This is a genomic window from Bacteroides caecigallinarum, assembly GCF_016902295.1.
Lineage (GTDB): Bacteria > Bacteroidota > Bacteroidia > Bacteroidales > Bacteroidaceae > Phocaeicola > Phocaeicola caecigallinarum_A.
On record NZ_JACJLQ010000001.1, the window covers coordinates 129,441 to 146,072 of the forward strand.

A 16,632-nucleotide genomic window follows, 5' to 3' on the forward strand; every position below is an offset into this window, starting at 1 on the left:
GAGTTTTATACAATACAAAAAACACTTTTCGAAAAGTGACTTTTGACTGAAAAAACACCTTTCGAAAAGTGTTTCTTTCCTTAATAGTATTGAAATGGAATCAAAGGATTATTCTTCTATAATTTCCCAATAACCTTGTTTTCGTCCCCCTATGCGTTTAAGTAGTCCAAGTTCTTGAAGGCGTGAGAGATTATGAATAATGCCCCCCATTGTTGCATCAGGGATATTCTCATATAGCTCTTTACGTGTTGCATTAGGATTTTCTTTTAAATATGATAATATATTCTTTTGTTGTTCTGTAAGGTTTTGTATGGTCTTTTGTATGGTCTTTTGTATGGTCTTTTGTATGGTCTTTTGGGTAGTTGCCCTTTCAGGATACTCAAATTTGAATATTGTCCATATGCCGGATGCGTCATAACGGAATTCAGGTGTAGAGAATCCGTCGTTTTTACAATCCGTAATTATACGTTCAATACCACGCCCCCAGGCTTCAATTTCTCCGGAACGGAAGAATGTATTTGCTATATCAGGATTGTAAGGGAAACTTCGATGTGAAGAAAGTAAAGTTTCTACAGTCCAACCATCCGGTAGTACACCACCATTTACTATTTCCATTTTATTCTCATAAACGCGGATTTGTATCGGTGATGGTTCTGCATAATCTTTATTGATACACGCATTCAATAATGCTTCACGCAGAGCTTCTCTTGGTACAGGTAAAGTTTCCACACGTTGGATTCCCTCGTAAGTAATGATGGCTTTCATATATTTGGTACACAGTAAATCCATGAGTTTCACTATTTGTTGAAACAGATTTCCGTGAACTTCATCCTGATATACCAAGTCCATACCTTCACGAAAGAAACCAATCTTGACAAAAGCTCCTGTAACATATCGTTCAGGGTCAGGATGAAACAGCAAGGCGGCAGCACGCTTTAAATAATCACCCTCGTAAAGTCGTAATTTTTCTAACAGCCCGTGATTATCGTCCATAAGGTCGGCTTCCTCCATGCGCCCGCTTCTTTTGGCATATTTACGAAATAAATCAAAAGTGGCATTATCCAGGTCTTTTTCATTCAAATATGGAACAGGCACACCATCCCAAGTCTTTCCCTGCTTGCGAAGCATGAACCTGTCGAGTGACGCACCTTTCAATTCCTGATTTGTAGAACCGCTTCTCTGATAATACTTGCCACGATAACTTATAGGATAAGGATATGCCTCAGTCACAATTTCCAGATATACTTTTTCTTCTTTTTCTTTTTTATTTACATCTACCAGAATACCGAGCATATCACGTATCTTATTAGGTATATCTTCCATCAGTTTTTGGGCATCTTGTACTCCGCAAATATCACCATTGTCTTTTATGCCGATATAGAGTATTCCTCCTTGCGCGTTTGCAAAACCGCATATCCATTTCAGATAATCATCCCTCCATGATTCTTTGAATTCTATGTTCTGTGATTCGGTATTCATTGTGTATCTTTTAGTTGCGTGTGTTACAAAGATACAGATAATACTTTAAATTATAATATTATACATTTAGTTTTTATGATGTCTTCTTATTGTAGCTGATTATAAAGAAATCCTGGAAAAGTGGCAAAAATACCGCGTTTATACCTTGGAAAAGCGGCAAAAACTATGTATTTTTGTCTTGGAAAAGTGGAAAAATAAAGATGTTGCATTATGTTGAAGAGAAAAATAGACACATATCTGACTGATTATTACGCGACTAACTGTAATGCTCTTTTGATTACCGGAGCCCGTCAAATTGGTAAGACCTACTCAATCCGTGAGTTTGGAAGGACATTCAAAAGTTTCATCGAAATTAATTTTCTTGAGAATCCTGATGCGGTAGCTCTATTCAAAGGAGCTAAAAACAGTTCGGATATATTGTTAAGACAGCTATCTTAAAAACCATTTAAACAGTGTTTAAACGCTATTTAAGCACTGCTTAAATAGGATTATTTTATTCGTTCATCATCGTTATTTGCTATTTTTCAAAGTCTTCTTCAATGCCAAACCTTTTGAACTTAAAACAATCTTCCCCCATACGCTCTCAATATACGAGGTATTCCGGAGCCTAAAGATTCAACTAATTCCATATCACGATATATGCGTATCAATTCCTTGTTTCTTGATATTTATATATCAAAGATTATCCCATATGTCTCATCTCCGTTCATTTGATGCTTGTGTTTATATTGTTCAATACAGAAAGGAAATAGGGTATTTCGAGTTCCTTATTTCCAATATTTTCAAATTTCTATTTTCCTCCTTTAATCCTATTGCAATTCTTACAAAGCATCTGGCAATTTTCAGCCACAGTAGTACCTCCATCTTTCCATGGTGTGATATGATCAGCTTCCATTTCTCAAGTTCAAAGTGTTTGCCGCAATGTACGCAAATATCTTTTTGGTGTTCATAGGCTTCACGTTTCTGCTTTTTATCAAACGTACGGAAACTTAAATCACGCAAATTACCGCTCAGAACATAACGGTAGATACCGGATTTTTTCATGATTTCATCATCTTCCATCAAATCATGGATTTGTTTTTCTAATGCAGCTGTGTCATAGACACCATCACCATATTTGTCGAACATTTAATAAGATCTGCAATTTTTATTGATTTCAATTCTATCTGCATATCTTACTCCTTTCCTTTTTTTGAAGTTTTGTTTGTGCTTTGTTTCTTGGTCAAGGATTTTTCCTCAGATTTTAATCGTCGTTCTACCTTTTTTACGTCCTCTCCCGGCGGCAACTGTTCTGGAACAATTCCACGTTGAAGCAGCATATTCCTTACAGCAGCATTGTTGTCTACATGCTCACGGGTGATTTGTTCTTGTCCGTGCAAATCTTTTTGTTGTACATTCACTGAAGTCATTTCTGCGGCGAAATCTTTTGCTTTTATACTGATTGTTGGAAGGAAGTCAGCTAAAGGACGGTTATCAGGAGCACCTAATCTGCGTTTCAACAATGCTGTGTCTAAATGAAATAATGCCTTGTCGCCTTTAGAACGGATGATGCCGAATCCTTTGTTATCAACTCCGCGCTCATAAAGGATACCAGACAGGCGGTTTTCTGTTTCAGCCAATTTGTTGCGTGCTACAACTCGCTCATGCTCTAATATTCTTTTTTGCACAAGTTCGGCCCGGCGTGTCTGTACAGCAAAGTAGTTTTGTGCAAATGCTACTTGTACTTTGCGGGGGTCCCCATTTTGTGCTATAAGATAGCAGGCATAGCGCGTCAGCATGTAGTCATTTATCTCACGCTGAGCACCTTTGGCCAATTCTATCATTTTGCTGACGTCAGCAAAATGATATGCTGTTTCTTGGCCTGCATTTTCACATGCTGTCTTTGCTTTCTCTATGATATTCTCGAAGTTACGCCATTGAGCATAACCCAATAAGGTAGAGAGTTCTCTTGCACTCCAGCATTCCACTCCTTCGTATTCGTTGGCGATGGATTCAAACTGTTGGAATAGTTCTATTATTTCTTCGGCTTTCATAGGTTTACTTCTTGATTTTACGGATTAATATTCTCTTATATGAAGAATGTACAATTTCTCCATTAGGGCCAAGATAAAATGTAATAGGATTCTATTGCATCGAAATTATCAAAATATGGGTAATATGAACTGTCATAGGTTTTATATAATATCAAATCATCATGTCGTTCTTTATAGTCGAGGTTTGTGAACCATCTTACACCTTTTACTCGAATGAATTTTCTTCCATTTGCATCTATACCACATCCTGCTGCATTCAATTCATAGTTATCAGGAACCCAGAATTTTCTGTTGCCACTATGAATACTGGCTCCTAACCACATTTTGCCTTTCATAATAAGAGGAAAAATTTGTTTTGTAGACACAGAATTCATTATTAATATCTTATAGTTGTGTATAAAATTCATCTTTCTTTGCTTCCTTAGCTTTATTCATATTTTTATTTGCCATGTAATTATATTCATTTCGTGGAAATTTCTTTATAACTCTTTTAAAATAATCAGTTCATCAACAAAATTAATCTTTTTATTCCAAAATGAAAAATAATTAAATGTTGGATTATTTCGGATTATAATATTACTATTTTGCAGATATCTGCAAAATGATAGTACAAATCACCTTCACATCCTTCACACTGCGAGGAGCAATGTGTGTTTTGTTATATTTTTATGTCATTTAAACGGTATTTAAACAGTATTTGAATGGATTTCGAACAAGCAGGCATAAAATACACTACATTTTTTGGTGCCGACTATAGTGGGCAGAGCTGCCGACTGTAGTCAGCAATGCTGCCGACTATAGTGGGCAATGCTGCTGACTATAGTCAGCACCAAAATAAGTATAGTCGGAAATCATAAAAAAGTCTTGTTTGCTACTTTGATTCTTCCAATATCCGCTACAAACAAATCCATTATTTCTTTGGAAAATTTAAAAATCAGCCTAATTATTTCCTTGGATTTTTCAATTTTTGCCCTGATTATTTCCTTGGAAAATTTAATTTTCACCCAATCTCCTCATTCCATAATTCCGGCTTTTATTTGGTTATATCGGAAAAAATCACGAAAATTGCATGACATTTAATGATTTTATAAGCTTATACTGACAGAGAATGATAGTTTGCATAGCCGAAAAGCCCAGCGTGGCGAGAGACATAGCGGAAGTGCTTGGCGCACACAATAAGAAGGATGGTTTCATAGAAGGAAACGGTTATCAGGTGACATGGACATTCGGACACCTGTGTACGCTGAAAGAGCCGCACGAATATACTCCGCAGTGGAAATCGTGGTCGCTTGCAAGTCTGCCGATGATACCGCCGCGCTTCGGGATAAAGCTGATAAACGACTCCGGTATAGAAAAGCAGTTCAAGATAATAGAATCGTTGATGCAGAAGGCGGATATGATTATAAACTGCGGTGATGCCGGACAGGAGGGTGAACTGATACAGCGATGGGTGATGCAGAAAGCGGGAGCGAAATGCCCGGTGAAGCGTCTGTGGATTTCGTCGCTTACGGAAGAGGCTATCAGAGAAGGGTTTGCAAACTTGAAGGACCAGTCGGAATTTCAGCCTTTGTATGAGGCGGGACTAAGCCGTGCGATAGGCGACTGGACGCTCGGAATGAATGCCACACGACTTTATACTCTGAAATACGGACAGAACAAACAGGTGTTGTCCATCGGGCGCGTGCAGACTCCTACGCTGGCTCTTATCGTGAAAAGACAGCAGGAGATAGAGAATTTCGTACCTAAACAGTACTGGGAGCTGAAGACTTCGTACAGGGATACTGTGTTCTCTGCCATAGTGCGCAAGAGTGATGAGGAACTGGCTGAAGAGGCTGCCGCTGAAAAGGAAAATCCGCAGCTGAAAAAGAAAACTCCTGCAAAGGAGGATGCCAACAGGGGTATTCCGCCTATCATCGACCAGGCTACAGGCGAACAATTGCTGGAACGCATAAAGAACGCTCCGTTTACTATCACCGATATTTCATCGAAGAAAGGAACTGAGGCACCGCCAAGACTTTTCGACCTTACTTCGCTCCAGGTGGAATGTAACAAGAAATTCGGTTATTCTGCCGATATGACTTTACAGCTCATACAGTCGCTTTACGAAAAGAAGGTGGCCACTTATCCGCGTGTGGATACTACTTTCCTGAGTGATGATATATATCCCAAGTGTCCGAAGATTCTTGAGGGACTGAAGGATTATGCCGTATATACGGCTCCTCTGGCTGGCAAACCGCTTATAAAATCGAAAAAGGTGTTCGATAATTCGAAGGTTACGGACCACCATGCCATTATTCCTACGGGCGTGCAGCCGCGTGAACTTACGAATATGGAGAAAACGGTTTACGACCTTATTGCAAGGCGTTTCATCGCTGTGTTCTATCCGGACTGTAAGTTCTCTACCACTACTGTGATAGGCGAGGCGGATTCTATAGAGTTCAAGGTGACGGGAAAGCAAATCCTGGAACAGGGATGGAGAGTGGTGTTCGCAAAGGAACAGCAGGATGATACGAAGGAGAATGACGAGGAAAAGACTCTGCCAGCATTCACGAAAGGGGAGAGCGGACCGCACTATCCTTCGCTTTTCGAAAAGTGGACTCAGCCGCCACGCCCATATACTGAGGCTACTCTCCTAAGGGCAATGGAAACTGCCGGTAAGCTGGTGGAAAACGACGAACTGCGCGATGCGATGAAGGAAAACGGTATAGGTCGTCCTTCTACGCGTGCCGCCATAATTGAGACTTTGTTCAAAAGAAGATATATCCGTAAGGAGAAGAAGAATCTTATAGCTACTCCTACGGGGGTGGAACTGATACAACTTATTCATGAGGAACTGCTGAAATCTGCCGAGTTGACTGGTATCTGGGAAAAGAAGCTTCGCGAGATAGAGAAGAGAAGTTATGATGCCGCTACATTCATCAGCGAACTGAAGCAGATGGTTACGGAGATTGTATATAGCGTGATAAGGGATACGAGTAACCGCCGTGTGACTGTTACTTCGGAGGAGGACGTGAAGGCTGCTGCGAAGAAAGGTTCTGCAGGAAAAGATACGGCTGCGAAACCGGCTGCTGCAAAGACTCCGCGCAAGAAAGCTGCTCCGAATGTGGAGAAAAAAGCCGTTGAACCGGAAATCGTGGGCGATGATATTGTCGGGAAGGTTTGCCCTTTATGCGGTAAGGGTACCATCATAAAGGGTAAAACAGCATACGGTTGTTCGGAGTGGAAGAACGGTTGTGGTTTCAGAAAACCGTTCTAACCTCGTCGGGCATATATCCGCTGCGGATTCTCCATTCCTGCGGATAGAGATTGTTCGCGCGGTTTCCTATGTTCTTCACAAAGCCTAGAGGAGTGTCGCGGTATGTCACGAGTACATAGCCTTTGGGAACTGAAGCATCGAGTGTGACAGCCTCCTTCCTGAGATATGCTATTGCCTGTTCGTAAGTGAGTTCTGCCTTTGGGAAAGTCTCTCTGTTGAGGCTTGTGCTCATGGCGAGCGAGTGATGAGGCTGCCAGTCTTTGCCTTTGTTTTCGGCAAGGGTGATGCCGCGATGGAGTATGCGGATGTTGTTTCCCTTGTCTTTCAGAAGGTTTTCCAGGCTGTTCAGCCTTTGTGATTTTGCCACTGCTGTAGTTCCGTCGATAGAGAATTCAAAATCTTCGCTTTCGCATATCCATGATTTTATTTCGCTGGTTATGGTCGGGGTGTTTTGTTTCTTGTCCTGCTTCTTGTTGTTTTTCTTATTGCTCTTTTTAGGATTGCAGTCGGACAGAATATCATATTCTTCGTCTGATGTTCCGTTTTTGCGGAGTACGGCCATGAAGAGTCCTTCACCGATGGTTTTGTGTGGCAGGAAGCGATAGACCGGGAAGTCGTATCCGGCAAGGTTGCCTGTAATGTTCCATTCCTCGTTTGTTTCTACAGGAAGTACTTCTGCTCCAAGTTCGCTTGCTATCCAGGCTACGTTGTCTTCGTTTTCTTCACGGTTGAATGTACATGTGCTGTAAATTAGCAGTCCTCCTGGTTTCAGGCAAGGCCATATATCGCGGAGTATTCTGCGCTGGCGTTCCCAGCATAGTCCTACGTTGGCGGGGCTCCATTCTTCTACAGCCACTTCGTCTTTTCGGAACATTCCTTCGCCGGAACATGGTACGTCAGTCAGAATCACATCGAAAAGGGATTCAAGCGGTGTGAAGTCCGAAGGGTCGTTGTTGGTTACTATCACTTCAGGATTTCCCCATTTTACTATGTTTTCGGCAAGTATCTGCGAGCGGTTTCGCATCACTTCGTTGGCTATGAGCAGACTTCCTTCGGGGAGTGAGGAGCGGAGTAGTGTGGACTTGCCTCCGGGAGCCGCACACAGGTCGAGGGCGACAACCGGTGATCCTACATACTGGCTCAAGGCTCTTTCGAGAAACATGGATGATGCTTCCTGAACGTAATAGCTGCCGGCATGGAACAGCGGGTCGAACGTGAATGTAGGGCGTGCGGCAAGGTAATATCCGTCTGTTGTCCAGGGGATAAGTTTTGCTTCGTCCGGTACTTGTCCGGTCTTTGCTCCGTTGATTCGTATGCTCACGGGTGTATCGTTCTGCATCGCTTCGCAGAGGGCTTTACAGTTTTCCTCGCCCATAAGGGCTGATGTCCGGGATATAAATGAAACGGGGAAATTCATATATTTCAGTATATATTAATATCTGCAAAGGTAATGTTTTTCATAATGTTTTTGATTAACTTTGCCCTCAAATAAATGTTTAGTTTTCAAGTTTGCATATAAACCAACAAACTTAAAAACTTACAAACTTAAAAACTTAAAGATTCATGAAGCAATATTTAGACTTACTTCAACGCATAAAGACCGAGGGCGTAAGGAAAGACGACCGTACCGGAACGGGTACTGTCAGCGTGTTCGGACATCAGATGCGTTTCAACCTTGAAGATGGTTTTCCACTCGTAACTACCAAGAAACTTCATCTTAAATCCATTATTCACGAACTTCTCTGGTTTCTGAAAGGTGATACAAACGTGAAGTATCTTCAGGAAAATGGTGTTAGAATATGGAATGAGTGGGCAGACGAGGATGGTAATCTTGGACATATATACGGCTATCAGTGGCGTTCGTGGCCTACTTACGACGGTAAGTTTATCGACCAGATTTCGGAAGCTGTGAATATGATAAAGAATAACCCTGATTCAAGACGTATAATCGTGAATGCATGGAATGTGGCCGACCTTGATAATATGAATCTGCCTCCGTGTCACATGTTCTTCCAGTTCTACGTGGCTAACGGACGTTTGAGCCTGCAGATGTATCAGAGAAGTGCGGATACATTCCTCGGTGTGCCGTTCAATATAGCTTCGTACGCTCTCCTGCTTCAGATGATGGCACAGGTGACAGGATTGAAAGCGGGCGATTTCATACATACTTTGGGTGACGCTCATATATATCTTAATCATTTGGAACAGGTTGACCTGCAGCTGACAAGAACTCCGCGCCCTCTTCCTGTGATGAAAATCAATCCTGACGTAAAGGATATTTTCAGTTTCAAGTATGAGGATTTCCAGCTTGAGAACTATGACCCTTGGCCACACATTGCCGGTAAGGTTTCTGTATAATAATTATTAACTGAAGGATATTTATGATTTCGATTATTGTAGCTATAAATAAGAATAACGGTATAGGATATAAGAACGAACTTCTGTACTGGCTTCCGAATGACCTGAAAAGATTCAAGACTCTGACTACAGGTCATACCATAATCATGGGACGCAAGACTTTCGAATCTCTTCCCAAGGGTGCTCTGCCTAACAGACGAAATATTGTTCTGAGCAGTCAGGATGTTACATTCCCCGGTGCAGAGTGTTTTCACAGTCTGAATGATGCTCTTGAGGCATGTAAAGATGAAATAGAGGTGTTTATTATCGGTGGTGCCAGTCTGTATAAGGAAGCAATGCCTATAGCCGACCGTCTTTATATAACAGAGATAGATGATTCTGAAAAAGAGGCAGATGCTTTCTTTCCTGAAATATCTCTTGATATATGGGAAGAAAAAAGTAGAGAATGCCATTCAACAGATGAAAAGCATCTCTACTCATATAGCTTTTGCGATTACGACCGTATAAAATAATTTTTATTCTTCGTCATCCGCCAGATCGATTATTGGCATCTGGCGTTTGATTGCCTCATGGAACGATATTATTGTTTCGGAGCGCGACAAGCCGAGAGGCTGGAGTTTATCATGGATTATGCTCAGAAGATGGTGATTGTTCTTTGCATATATCTTTATAAACATATCATATTGTCCTGTTGTGAAATGGCATTCTACTACTTCAGGAATTTTTTTCAATTCTTCTGTTACTGTATCAAACTGTTCAGGATCCTTCAAATACAAACCGATATAGGCGCATGTCTCATATCCGATTTTTTCAGGGTCAATTATAAATTCGGAACCTTTTAAGATGCCTAAATTTGTAAGTTTCTGAATTCTCTGATGAATTGCGGCACCAGATACATTGCACACACGAGCTACTTCCAAAAAAGGAATTCGAGCATTATCTGCTATCATACGCAGAATTTGTTCATCCAAACTATCCAACTGATGATGTCCCATTTCTTAAAATTTAAATTTATACAAAGGTAGTGTTTTTATTCAAACTATATCTAACTAATGTCTTATAATTGTTTTATATTTAATTATCTTTGTAATAGATACTTTATTTTTTTATATATTATAAATAAAAACAGTTTTAAATTATTATGACAAAAACTTTTTTATCTCTTTTTTTAGGATTTTCTGTGTGCACCTCCGGATATTGCCAAAGTTTTGAAGAGTTCTTTGCTGATAAAACACTTAGGGCTGACTATTTGTTCACAGGAAATAAAAAAAATCAGTCAGTTGTTCTGGACGAACTTAAGTCTATGGATGGGTGGGCTGGCAGAAGAAATAATCTGGACAAGCTTCCTCTATCCGGAAACGGACAGTTGACTATGGTTGACAAGGAAACCGGTGTAGTTATTTACAAGACTTCTTTTTCCAGTCTGTTCCAGGAGTGGCTGGGTGAAAGTGAGGCGGAAAATTTAAGTAAGGGACATGAAAATACGTTCCTGATGCCTTTCCCGAAGAAAGAAGCTTTGGTAACAGTTGAGCTATTTAATGCCCGACATGAGGTTTCAGCCTCGTTTACACATACTGTTCGACCTGATGATATTTTAATTAAAAAGATTGGTCATAACAACGTAACCGAGCATAAATATTTGTTGAAAAGCGGTTCGCCTGAAAATTGTATTGATGTTGTAATAATGGCAGAGGGATATTCTAGGGAAGATATGCAAATGTTCTACAGTGATGCACAGAAAGCTTGTGATGCAATTTTCAGTCATTCTCCTTTTAAAGAGAATAAAAATCATTTTAATGTGGTTGCTGTAGGCAGCGAATCAATTGACAGTGGAGTTAGTATTCCTAGGGAAAACGTATGGAAATCTACAGCTGTAACTTCGCATTTTGATACGTTTTATTCCGACAGATACCTGACTTCTAGTAATGTTAACGATATACATGATTTGCTTGCCGGTATACCATACGAGCATATAATAATTTTGGCTAATACCGATACTTACGGTGGAGGAGGAATATATAATTCGTTTACTCTGACTACCGCTCATCATTCAAAGTTTGAGCCTGTGGTTGTGCATGAGTTCGGGCACAGCTTTGGAGGTTTGGCTGATGAATATGCTTATACAGATGCACCGAGTCCGCTTTATCCGTATGATGTTGAACCGTGGGAACAGAATATTACTACATTGGTTGATTTTGTAAGTAAATGGAGTGATATGTTGCCCAAGGGATTTGCTTCTCCAACCAAGATTACAAAAGATAATTATAGTTCAACTGAAGCCTTGGGAGTTTATGAGGGAGCTGGATATAGTATGAAGGGTATTTACAGACCTGTTCCTGACTGCAGGATGCGGACAAATGAAGCAAAAGCCTTTTGCCCAGTCTGCCAAAGAGCACTACAACGGTTAATAGATTTTTATACAGAAAAATAATCAATTAATATATTCATTATGATTAAATTTAATCCAGTTAAGACAACTGATGTGTCGTATGCTTTTGTAGAAAATTTATTGCATGAATCATTTCCGGAAGAAGAAAGAAGAGATGATGATATGCAGAGGTATAATACAGACAATAATCCTTTGTTTACTGCATATCTGATTACTGATGATGCTGAAAATATAGGTCTTATTACATTATGGATGCTGTCAGGGTTCCTTTATGTAGAACATCTTGCCACTTCGCCCAGTGTTAGAAACAAAGGATATGGAAAGATGATTATGCAGGCATTATTGAATAATTTTCCTGATTCCAAAATAGTTCTTGAAGTTGAGCTTCCCGAAGATGAGTTATGTAAGCGTCGTATTGGTTTTTATGAAAGAAACGGTTTTACTCTTTGTGAAAAGCCATACATGCAGCCGCCGTATAGGAAATCAGGTAGTCCTATTCCAATGTACATCATGTTTTCCGGAACAGATTCAATTGATGGGATGTTCGACACTATAACATCCGAAATATATAAGAATGTTTATTTGGTATAAACTTATAGGTATAAAAAAAAGAGTTACTCGATTGAGTAACTCTTTTTTATCTTTAATACTATTACTGACGTTGTGTTGCAGAATAGTTAATTTTCAAAGCGTATGCTTGACGAAGTGCTTGTTTAACCTCCTGTACAATACCCATCTTAGTTTTTGCGTCAACTTTCAGTGATACTGTCATAAAAGGTTTGTCCTCTTCTTTCATGTTTTCACGTTCCTGATAGATATAATCCTGAACTTCGTTTGATTCAGCGAATTTATCGTTCAGCTGGATACGGTCTGTAGTACCCATTTTCTTTTGGAACTCAGGTAACGGTTTGCCTATGTAGATGAAGGAAACCAATGACTTCTTTTCAAGCTTTTCCAATTCTGTTGCCTGTGGAACCCTAAATTGAACCTTTAATGTAACCTCACGAAGAGTAGTCACAATCATGAAGAAGAACAAAATGGTAAAAATAAGGTCAGGCAGAGACGAAGTATTCAACTCCGGCATTTCTCGCTTACCTGTTTTATTAAACTTTCCCATTATTATTTTCCTCCATATTTTTTAGGTTCTGCTTCAGATATCTTCTGTGGATAGTAATCTATGATAGCTTCTTTTTGTTCTTCTGAACAGTCTGCAAATGATTTGCCGAATTGTGACATCGCTAATTCGTTACGCAATTCATTATAAGCAGCTACCAATTCGTTCTGAACCTGGATATAAACATCATAGCTTGTACCAACGTCGTTCTGTACAGAAATTACATGCTTTTCAGTTATCATAACATCGCCAAAGAATGGTAGATTCTTTCTATGCTTTTCCGGCATATTAGGGTCATCATTCGGATTGGCAATGAATTCTTTTGCTTTGTCTTTAAGTTGTCTTATGTCAAAACCAATTTCTCCGTTAACCATCAAATTGTCATCTTTGTTAATTTTAACCTGGAGAATGTTTCTTTCCTTAATGATAATGTCATTTTTTTGTTCTTCACTTTCCGGTGGTGGGGGCAGACGCCTTGCCAAACCACGGTCGGTGTCCATTGATGTCGTTATAAGGAAGAAAATAAGCAACATAAAAGAAATATCGGCCGTGGAACTTGCATTGATTCCTGGCACTTTTCTTTTTGTTTTTGCCATATCTTTTTATCTTACAATAAAATTAAAACTTTATCTTTTCTTGAATACGCCTAATAAATTCAGCAAAGTACCTATTGCTGCTATTACGAGCAGTACATAGGTTGAATACAAGAACATATCAGTAACCTTAATCAAGAACTTATTGTCATAGGTTACGCCACCACCTAAAACTACGGTTTCGTCAGAACCCATATTATAAGTTACGATCAGTAGAACTACCAAAAGAATAAATCCCAAGAATGATTTCAATGCAGCTTTTGGGTCATCCTTTAGTGCGGCACCGAATTGGATAACCGCTGCTATGATAGTCACAGCCACGCATAATGCAAACAATCCGTACATTAAATACATCAAAGCCGGAGTATTGGCAGGTTCTGTCAAACCTGCTGCGTTTGTTTCGCTGTATCCTACACCGTAGAACATGCCAAGTACCACCAAGATAAGTGCTACGCAGACATAGAATACGTAGTAAGATACTTTATATGATAATTTAGTCATCGTTCTTATTATTTTTTGTATTTCAAGTTGTACTTCATAATCATATCAAGCAAAGTGATTGAAGAGTCTTCCATCTGGCTTGTGATAGCTTCAATCTTAGACAAGATGTAGTTGTAGAAAGTTTGAAGAATCAAAGCTACGATAAGACCGAAGATAGTAGTAATCAAGGCCACTTTCATACCACCTGCTACGACTGTCGGAGAAATATCACCTGCCATCTGGATTTGGTCGAACGCCATGACCATACCAATCACAGTACCCAAGAATCCGAGTGACGGAGCCATCGCGATAAACAATGTAATCCAAGAGCATCCTTTTTCAAGGTAACCAGCCTGAACACCACCGTAAGAAACTACAGAACGTTCAACAACATCCAAACCTTCGTCAACTCTCATCAATCCCTGATAGCAGATAGAGGCAACAGGTCCGCGAGTGTTACGGCAGATAGTTTTTGCACCTTCTACATCACCTTTTTCCAAAGCTTCTTCAAGTTTTGCCATCAATTTCTTAGTGTCAACTTCAGCAAGGCTCAAGTAAATGATACGTTCGATACAGAAAGCCAAACCAAGTACCAATGCGATAGCAACCAAAGACATGAAACCAGCGTCACCTTCGATGAACTTAGTTTTAAGTTCTTTGTGCATACCACCTTCTTCAACTACTACTGTTTCAGTTGCCGCAGGAGCGTCCTGTGCGATAACAGACTGAGTCATTCCGAATGAGAGAACTCCCATTACTGCAAGAATTGCAAATAACTTTTTCATTGTGTGTCTAATTTTTTAAGATTAATTAATTAATAGTTTATTGTTTATTCTTATTTGTATTTATTCTCAATTAGATATAGCGGAGAGAACGGGATTCGAACCCGTGATACGCTTTTGGCGTATACACGCTTTCCAGGCGTGCCTCTTCAACCACTCGAGCACCTCTCCTCAGCACCTGTTTTTCCCTTCTTACATATTTAATAATATCCGTAATCGGTACTCATTTGTCCTTTTTCAGTCACAAATGTATTCTTTTTTTTTTTCTTACATAGCCTAAATGACGAAAAAGTTTTCGATTATCCTTAAAATTAATATTATTTAAAGGGTTTAGTCGGCATTTTGGAAGACTTTTAATGCATTGGCTGTTGTGAACGATGCAATCTCATCGAGTGTAGTGTCGTATATTGTTGCCAATTTTTCAGCGATTGATACAAGATAAGCGCTTTCATTCCTTTTTCCTCTGTAGGGTATAGGGGCAAGATATGGAGAGTCTGTCTCCAGAACAAGTCTTTCTAATGGAAGTTTGGCTATAGTGTCAGGTAGAGTACTTTTCTTGAAAGTTACTATACCGTTTATTCCAAGCATAAAATTCTTGAACTCAAGCATGCTTAACGCATCTTCGAGTGATCCTCCGAAGCTGTGGAATATACCTCTAAGATTACTGTTCTTATATGGTTGCATTGCTTTGAGTAACTCTGCTTGTGCGTTTCTGCAATGTATGATAAGTGGAAGATTGAGCTCCAAAGCCCATTCAAGTTGGATTATGAATACTTTTATTTGCTCTTCCTTGTATGTCTGATCCCAGTATAAGTCTAATCCGACTTCGCCAATACCATAGAACTTTTTACCTGAACGCAATACTTTTTCTACTGTGGCAAGTCTGCTTCCCCAGTTGGAATCAACAGATGTAGGATGGAATCCCATCAGTGGATAGCAATTGCTTTTCGAATCGCATAGTTTCAAAAGCGCGTCAATGGTTGTATCGTCTATATTAGGCATAAACAGTCTTGTGACTCCGGCCTCTTTGGCTCTGATTATTGCTAAATCCCTGTCCTCGTCGAATTCTTCGCAAAAAATGTGTGTATGTGTATCTATAAGTCCCGTCATAACACTCTGTTCATTAGTTTTGCAGTGAAATCTCTTAAATTGTTTTTCAGGTTATCGTCAACTGATACCTCGTTGAGTATATTCAAGCCTTCGGAGTATAGTGAGTTGATTTTTTCCATACATATTGCAGGAACACCTACGTTATTATATATTTGTGTAACGGCTTTGATTTTTTCTGTGGAGTCGAATGACTCTGCGTCAATCCATTTTTGTAACTCGGCTTTGTCTTTCTCTCCGGCTTTGTTTAAAGCTGTGATAAGCATGAATGTTTTTTTGTTAGAGCAGATGTCTCCTCCAATGTTTTTTCCGAAAACTGACGAGTCGGCATATACGTCGAGGTAGTCGTCCTGTAACTGGAATGCCAGCCCCATTTTAATGCCGAAATTATATAGCCTGTCTGCGTCTTCCTTTGTAGCTCCTCCAAGTATAGCCCCTATTTTTAGTGAAGCGGCAAGTAGGACAGAAGTCTTCAGGCAAATCATATTCATGTATTCATTAACAGAAACGTCGTTGCGTTTTTCGAATTCCATATCCCATTGCTGACCGTCGCATACTTCGAGTGCGGCTTTGCTGAATGTCGTCATTACTTCTGTGATGTGTTCTGGCGGGCATGATTCCATCATGAGTTTGTATGATAATATCAGCATGGCATCACCTGACAGGATTGCAGTGTTTTTATCCCACTTCTTGTGTACAGTAGGTCTGTTTCTTCTCATGTCGGCATTGTCCATAAGGTCGTCGTGCAACAAGGTGAAGTTATGATAAGTTTCTATTGCTGCCGCTTGCTTGAAGATGGTTTCCAAGTCGTCTTTGTACAGATTGTATGCCATCAACATCAATACAGGTCTGATACGTTTTCCTCCAAGTCCTAATACATATTCTATAGGTTTGTATAGATTTTCAGGTTCGTGAGTATATCCAAGTTTTCCGATGTACTCCTGTATTTGCTCTAATATGTGTTTGTCTTGATACTGCTTCATAAGATACGTTTGAGGATAAACAAAAAGGCTGCCCTTTTCCGGACAGCCTTTTTAATGT

Annotated in this window: 18 protein-coding genes and 1 tRNA gene; 6 read left to right on the forward strand and 13 right to left on the reverse strand. The window is 39.8% G+C overall.

Translation table 11 applies throughout. The annotated features are described in order from the left end of the window. Nucleotides 1-108: 108 nt before the first annotated feature. Complete coding sequence (locus H6A27_RS00585; RefSeq protein ID WP_204507308.1) at nucleotides 109-1,479, reverse strand: RNA-binding domain-containing protein; 1,371 nt, start codon at nucleotides 1,477-1,479, stop codon at nucleotides 109-111. 210 nt (nucleotides 1,480-1,689) lie between these two features. Here H6A27_RS00585 and H6A27_RS00590 point away from each other — a divergent pair, with 210 nt between their 5' ends. Next, nucleotides 1,690-1,917: an AAA family ATPase gene (locus H6A27_RS00590; RefSeq protein ID WP_204507309.1), complete on the forward strand. Its 228-nt coding sequence runs from the start codon at nucleotides 1,690-1,692 to the stop codon at nucleotides 1,915-1,917. 294 nt (nucleotides 1,918-2,211) lie between these two features. Here H6A27_RS00590 and H6A27_RS15800 read toward each other — a convergent pair whose 3' ends face one another. The 3 genes from H6A27_RS15800 to H6A27_RS00605 all read right to left on the reverse strand — a co-directional run bounded on the left by H6A27_RS15800 (nucleotide 2,212) and on the right by H6A27_RS00605 (nucleotide 3,919). Then, the gene (locus H6A27_RS15800; protein WP_239469513.1) at nucleotides 2,212-2,607 is read right to left on the reverse strand and encodes a hypothetical protein; all 396 of its coding nucleotides are present in this window, start codon (nucleotides 2,605-2,607) and stop codon (nucleotides 2,212-2,214) included. Between the two features lie 47 nt (nucleotides 2,608-2,654). Beyond that, nucleotides 2,655-3,512 carry a DNA damage-inducible protein D gene (dinD, locus tag H6A27_RS00600; protein WP_204507311.1) on the reverse strand — a complete coding sequence of 286 codons (858 nt, stop codon included), beginning with the start codon at nucleotides 3,510-3,512 and terminating at the stop codon, nucleotides 2,655-2,657. A 62-nt stretch (nucleotides 3,513-3,574) separates the two neighbouring features. Beyond that, the gene (locus tag H6A27_RS00605; RefSeq protein ID WP_338083589.1) at nucleotides 3,575-3,919 is read right to left on the reverse strand and encodes an adenine-specific methyltransferase EcoRI family protein; all 345 of its coding nucleotides are present in this window, start codon (nucleotides 3,917-3,919) and stop codon (nucleotides 3,575-3,577) included. A gap of 701 nt (nucleotides 3,920-4,620) precedes the next feature. On the opposite strand from H6A27_RS00605, the gene H6A27_RS00610 reads away from it, so the two are divergent. Further along, complete coding sequence (locus H6A27_RS00610) at nucleotides 4,621-6,768, forward strand: DNA topoisomerase 3 (protein WP_204507313.1); 2,148 nt, start codon at nucleotides 4,621-4,623, stop codon at nucleotides 6,766-6,768. On the opposite strand, the gene H6A27_RS00615 is transcribed toward H6A27_RS00610, so the two are convergent. Next, on the reverse strand, nucleotides 6,752-8,185 hold the full coding sequence (locus H6A27_RS00615; RefSeq protein ID WP_204507314.1) for a methyltransferase RsmF C-terminal domain-like protein: 1,434 nt from the start codon (nucleotides 8,183-8,185) through the stop codon (nucleotides 6,752-6,754). The genes H6A27_RS00610 and H6A27_RS00615 overlap by 17 nt on opposite strands. A gap of 146 nt (nucleotides 8,186-8,331) precedes the next feature. Here H6A27_RS00615 and H6A27_RS00620 point away from each other — a divergent pair, with 146 nt between their 5' ends. Together H6A27_RS00620 and H6A27_RS00625 are read left to right on the forward strand one after the other, a co-directional pair. Then, nucleotides 8,332-9,126, forward strand: a complete 795-nt coding sequence (locus tag H6A27_RS00620; protein WP_204390518.1) for a thymidylate synthase — start codon at nucleotides 8,332-8,334, stop codon at nucleotides 9,124-9,126. A gap of 23 nt (nucleotides 9,127-9,149) precedes the next feature. After that, nucleotides 9,150-9,638, forward strand: a complete 489-nt coding sequence (locus H6A27_RS00625) for a dihydrofolate reductase (protein WP_204507315.1) — start codon at nucleotides 9,150-9,152, stop codon at nucleotides 9,636-9,638. 3 nt (nucleotides 9,639-9,641) lie between these two features. Here H6A27_RS00625 and H6A27_RS00630 read toward each other — a convergent pair whose 3' ends face one another. Next, nucleotides 9,642-10,121 (reverse strand): Lrp/AsnC family transcriptional regulator, encoded by a 480-nt coding sequence (locus H6A27_RS00630; protein WP_204507316.1) that lies wholly within the window; start codon nucleotides 10,119-10,121, stop codon nucleotides 9,642-9,644. A 146-nt stretch (nucleotides 10,122-10,267) separates the two neighbouring features. On the opposite strand from H6A27_RS00630, the gene H6A27_RS00635 reads away from it, so the two are divergent. Then, nucleotides 10,268-11,557, forward strand: a complete 1,290-nt coding sequence (locus tag H6A27_RS00635) for a M64 family metallopeptidase (protein ID WP_204507317.1) — start codon at nucleotides 10,268-10,270, stop codon at nucleotides 11,555-11,557. Nucleotides 11,558-11,575: 18 nt separating this feature from the next. Beyond that, on the forward strand, nucleotides 11,576-12,106 hold the full coding sequence (locus tag H6A27_RS00640) for a GNAT family N-acetyltransferase (RefSeq protein WP_204507318.1): 531 nt from the start codon (nucleotides 11,576-11,578) through the stop codon (nucleotides 12,104-12,106). A gap of 61 nt (nucleotides 12,107-12,167) precedes the next feature. Here the strand turns inward: H6A27_RS00640 and H6A27_RS00645 are convergent, their stop codons facing one another. The 7 genes from H6A27_RS00645 to H6A27_RS00675 all read right to left on the reverse strand — a co-directional run bounded on the left by H6A27_RS00645 (nucleotide 12,168) and on the right by H6A27_RS00675 (nucleotide 16,574). Then, nucleotides 12,168-12,632 carry an ExbD/TolR family protein gene (locus H6A27_RS00645; RefSeq protein ID WP_204404373.1) on the reverse strand — a complete coding sequence of 155 codons (465 nt, stop codon included), beginning with the start codon at nucleotides 12,630-12,632 and terminating at the stop codon, nucleotides 12,168-12,170. A 2-nt stretch (nucleotides 12,633-12,634) separates the two neighbouring features. Then, a complete protein-coding gene (locus H6A27_RS00650; RefSeq protein WP_204404375.1) occupies nucleotides 12,635-13,225 on the reverse strand; it encodes an ExbD/TolR family protein in 591 nt (196 codons plus the stop codon). A gap of 30 nt (nucleotides 13,226-13,255) precedes the next feature. Further along, nucleotides 13,256-13,723 carry a hypothetical protein gene (locus H6A27_RS00655; RefSeq protein WP_204404377.1) on the reverse strand — a complete coding sequence of 156 codons (468 nt, stop codon included), beginning with the start codon at nucleotides 13,721-13,723 and terminating at the stop codon, nucleotides 13,256-13,258. Nucleotides 13,724-13,731: 8 nt separating this feature from the next. Further along, nucleotides 13,732-14,487, reverse strand: coding sequence for a MotA/TolQ/ExbB proton channel family protein (locus H6A27_RS00660; RefSeq protein ID WP_154043203.1), 756 nt, complete (start codon nucleotides 14,485-14,487; stop codon nucleotides 13,732-13,734). A gap of 80 nt (nucleotides 14,488-14,567) precedes the next feature. Further along, a tRNA-Ser gene (locus H6A27_RS00665) sits at nucleotides 14,568-14,655 on the reverse strand. Between the two features lie 159 nt (nucleotides 14,656-14,814). Continuing rightward, nucleotides 14,815-15,594, reverse strand: a complete 780-nt coding sequence (locus H6A27_RS00670; protein ID WP_204507319.1) for a TatD family hydrolase — start codon at nucleotides 15,592-15,594, stop codon at nucleotides 14,815-14,817. Beyond that, complete coding sequence (locus tag H6A27_RS00675; protein ID WP_204507320.1) at nucleotides 15,591-16,574, reverse strand: polyprenyl synthetase family protein; 984 nt, start codon at nucleotides 16,572-16,574, stop codon at nucleotides 15,591-15,593. The genes H6A27_RS00670 and H6A27_RS00675 overlap by 4 nt, the downstream gene beginning before the upstream one ends. Nucleotides 16,575-16,632: the final 58 nt, after the last annotated feature.

Excerpts from the sequence above, each read along its gene's own strand:
- H6A27_RS00650 (WP_204404375.1), bottom strand. The coding sequence starts at position 13,225 with ATGGCAAAAACAAAAAGAAAAGTGCCAGGAATCAATGCAAGTTCCACG.
- H6A27_RS00590 (WP_204507309.1), top strand. The coding sequence starts at position 1,690 with ATGTTGAAGAGAAAAATAGACACATATCTGACTGATTATTACGCGACT.
- H6A27_RS00660 (WP_154043203.1), bottom strand. The coding sequence starts at position 14,487 with ATGAAAAAGTTATTTGCAATTCTTGCAGTAATGGGAGTTCTCTCATTC.
- H6A27_RS00605 (WP_338083589.1), bottom strand. The coding sequence starts at position 3,919 with ATGAATTTTATACACAACTATAAGATATTAATAATGAATTCTGTGTCT.
- H6A27_RS00625 (WP_204507315.1), top strand. The coding sequence starts at position 9,150 with ATGATTTCGATTATTGTAGCTATAAATAAGAATAACGGTATAGGATAT.
- dinD (WP_204507311.1), bottom strand. The coding sequence starts at position 3,512 with ATGAAAGCCGAAGAAATAATAGAACTATTCCAACAGTTTGAATCCATC.
- H6A27_RS00640 (WP_204507318.1), top strand. The coding sequence starts at position 11,576 with ATGATTAAATTTAATCCAGTTAAGACAACTGATGTGTCGTATGCTTTT.
- H6A27_RS00615 (WP_204507314.1), bottom strand. The coding sequence starts at position 8,185 with ATGAATTTCCCCGTTTCATTTATATCCCGGACATCAGCCCTTATGGGC.
- H6A27_RS00645 (WP_204404373.1), bottom strand. The coding sequence starts at position 12,632 with ATGGGAAAGTTTAATAAAACAGGTAAGCGAGAAATGCCGGAGTTGAAT.
- H6A27_RS00635 (WP_204507317.1), top strand. The coding sequence starts at position 10,268 with ATGACAAAAACTTTTTTATCTCTTTTTTTAGGATTTTCTGTGTGCACC.
- H6A27_RS00675 (WP_204507320.1), bottom strand. The coding sequence starts at position 16,574 with ATGAAGCAGTATCAAGACAAACACATATTAGAGCAAATACAGGAGTAC.
- H6A27_RS00655 (WP_204404377.1), bottom strand. The coding sequence starts at position 13,723 with ATGACTAAATTATCATATAAAGTATCTTACTACGTATTCTATGTCTGC.
- H6A27_RS00585 (WP_204507308.1), bottom strand. The coding sequence starts at position 1,479 with ATGAATACCGAATCACAGAACATAGAATTCAAAGAATCATGGAGGGAT.
- H6A27_RS15800 (WP_239469513.1), bottom strand. The coding sequence starts at position 2,607 with ATGTTCGACAAATATGGTGATGGTGTCTATGACACAGCTGCATTAGAA.
- H6A27_RS00610 (WP_204507313.1), top strand. The coding sequence starts at position 4,621 with ATGATAGTTTGCATAGCCGAAAAGCCCAGCGTGGCGAGAGACATAGCG.
- H6A27_RS00670 (WP_204507319.1), bottom strand. The coding sequence starts at position 15,594 with ATGACGGGACTTATAGATACACATACACACATTTTTTGCGAAGAATTC.
- H6A27_RS00620 (WP_204390518.1), top strand. The coding sequence starts at position 8,332 with ATGAAGCAATATTTAGACTTACTTCAACGCATAAAGACCGAGGGCGTA.
- H6A27_RS00630 (WP_204507316.1), bottom strand. The coding sequence starts at position 10,121 with ATGGGACATCATCAGTTGGATAGTTTGGATGAACAAATTCTGCGTATG.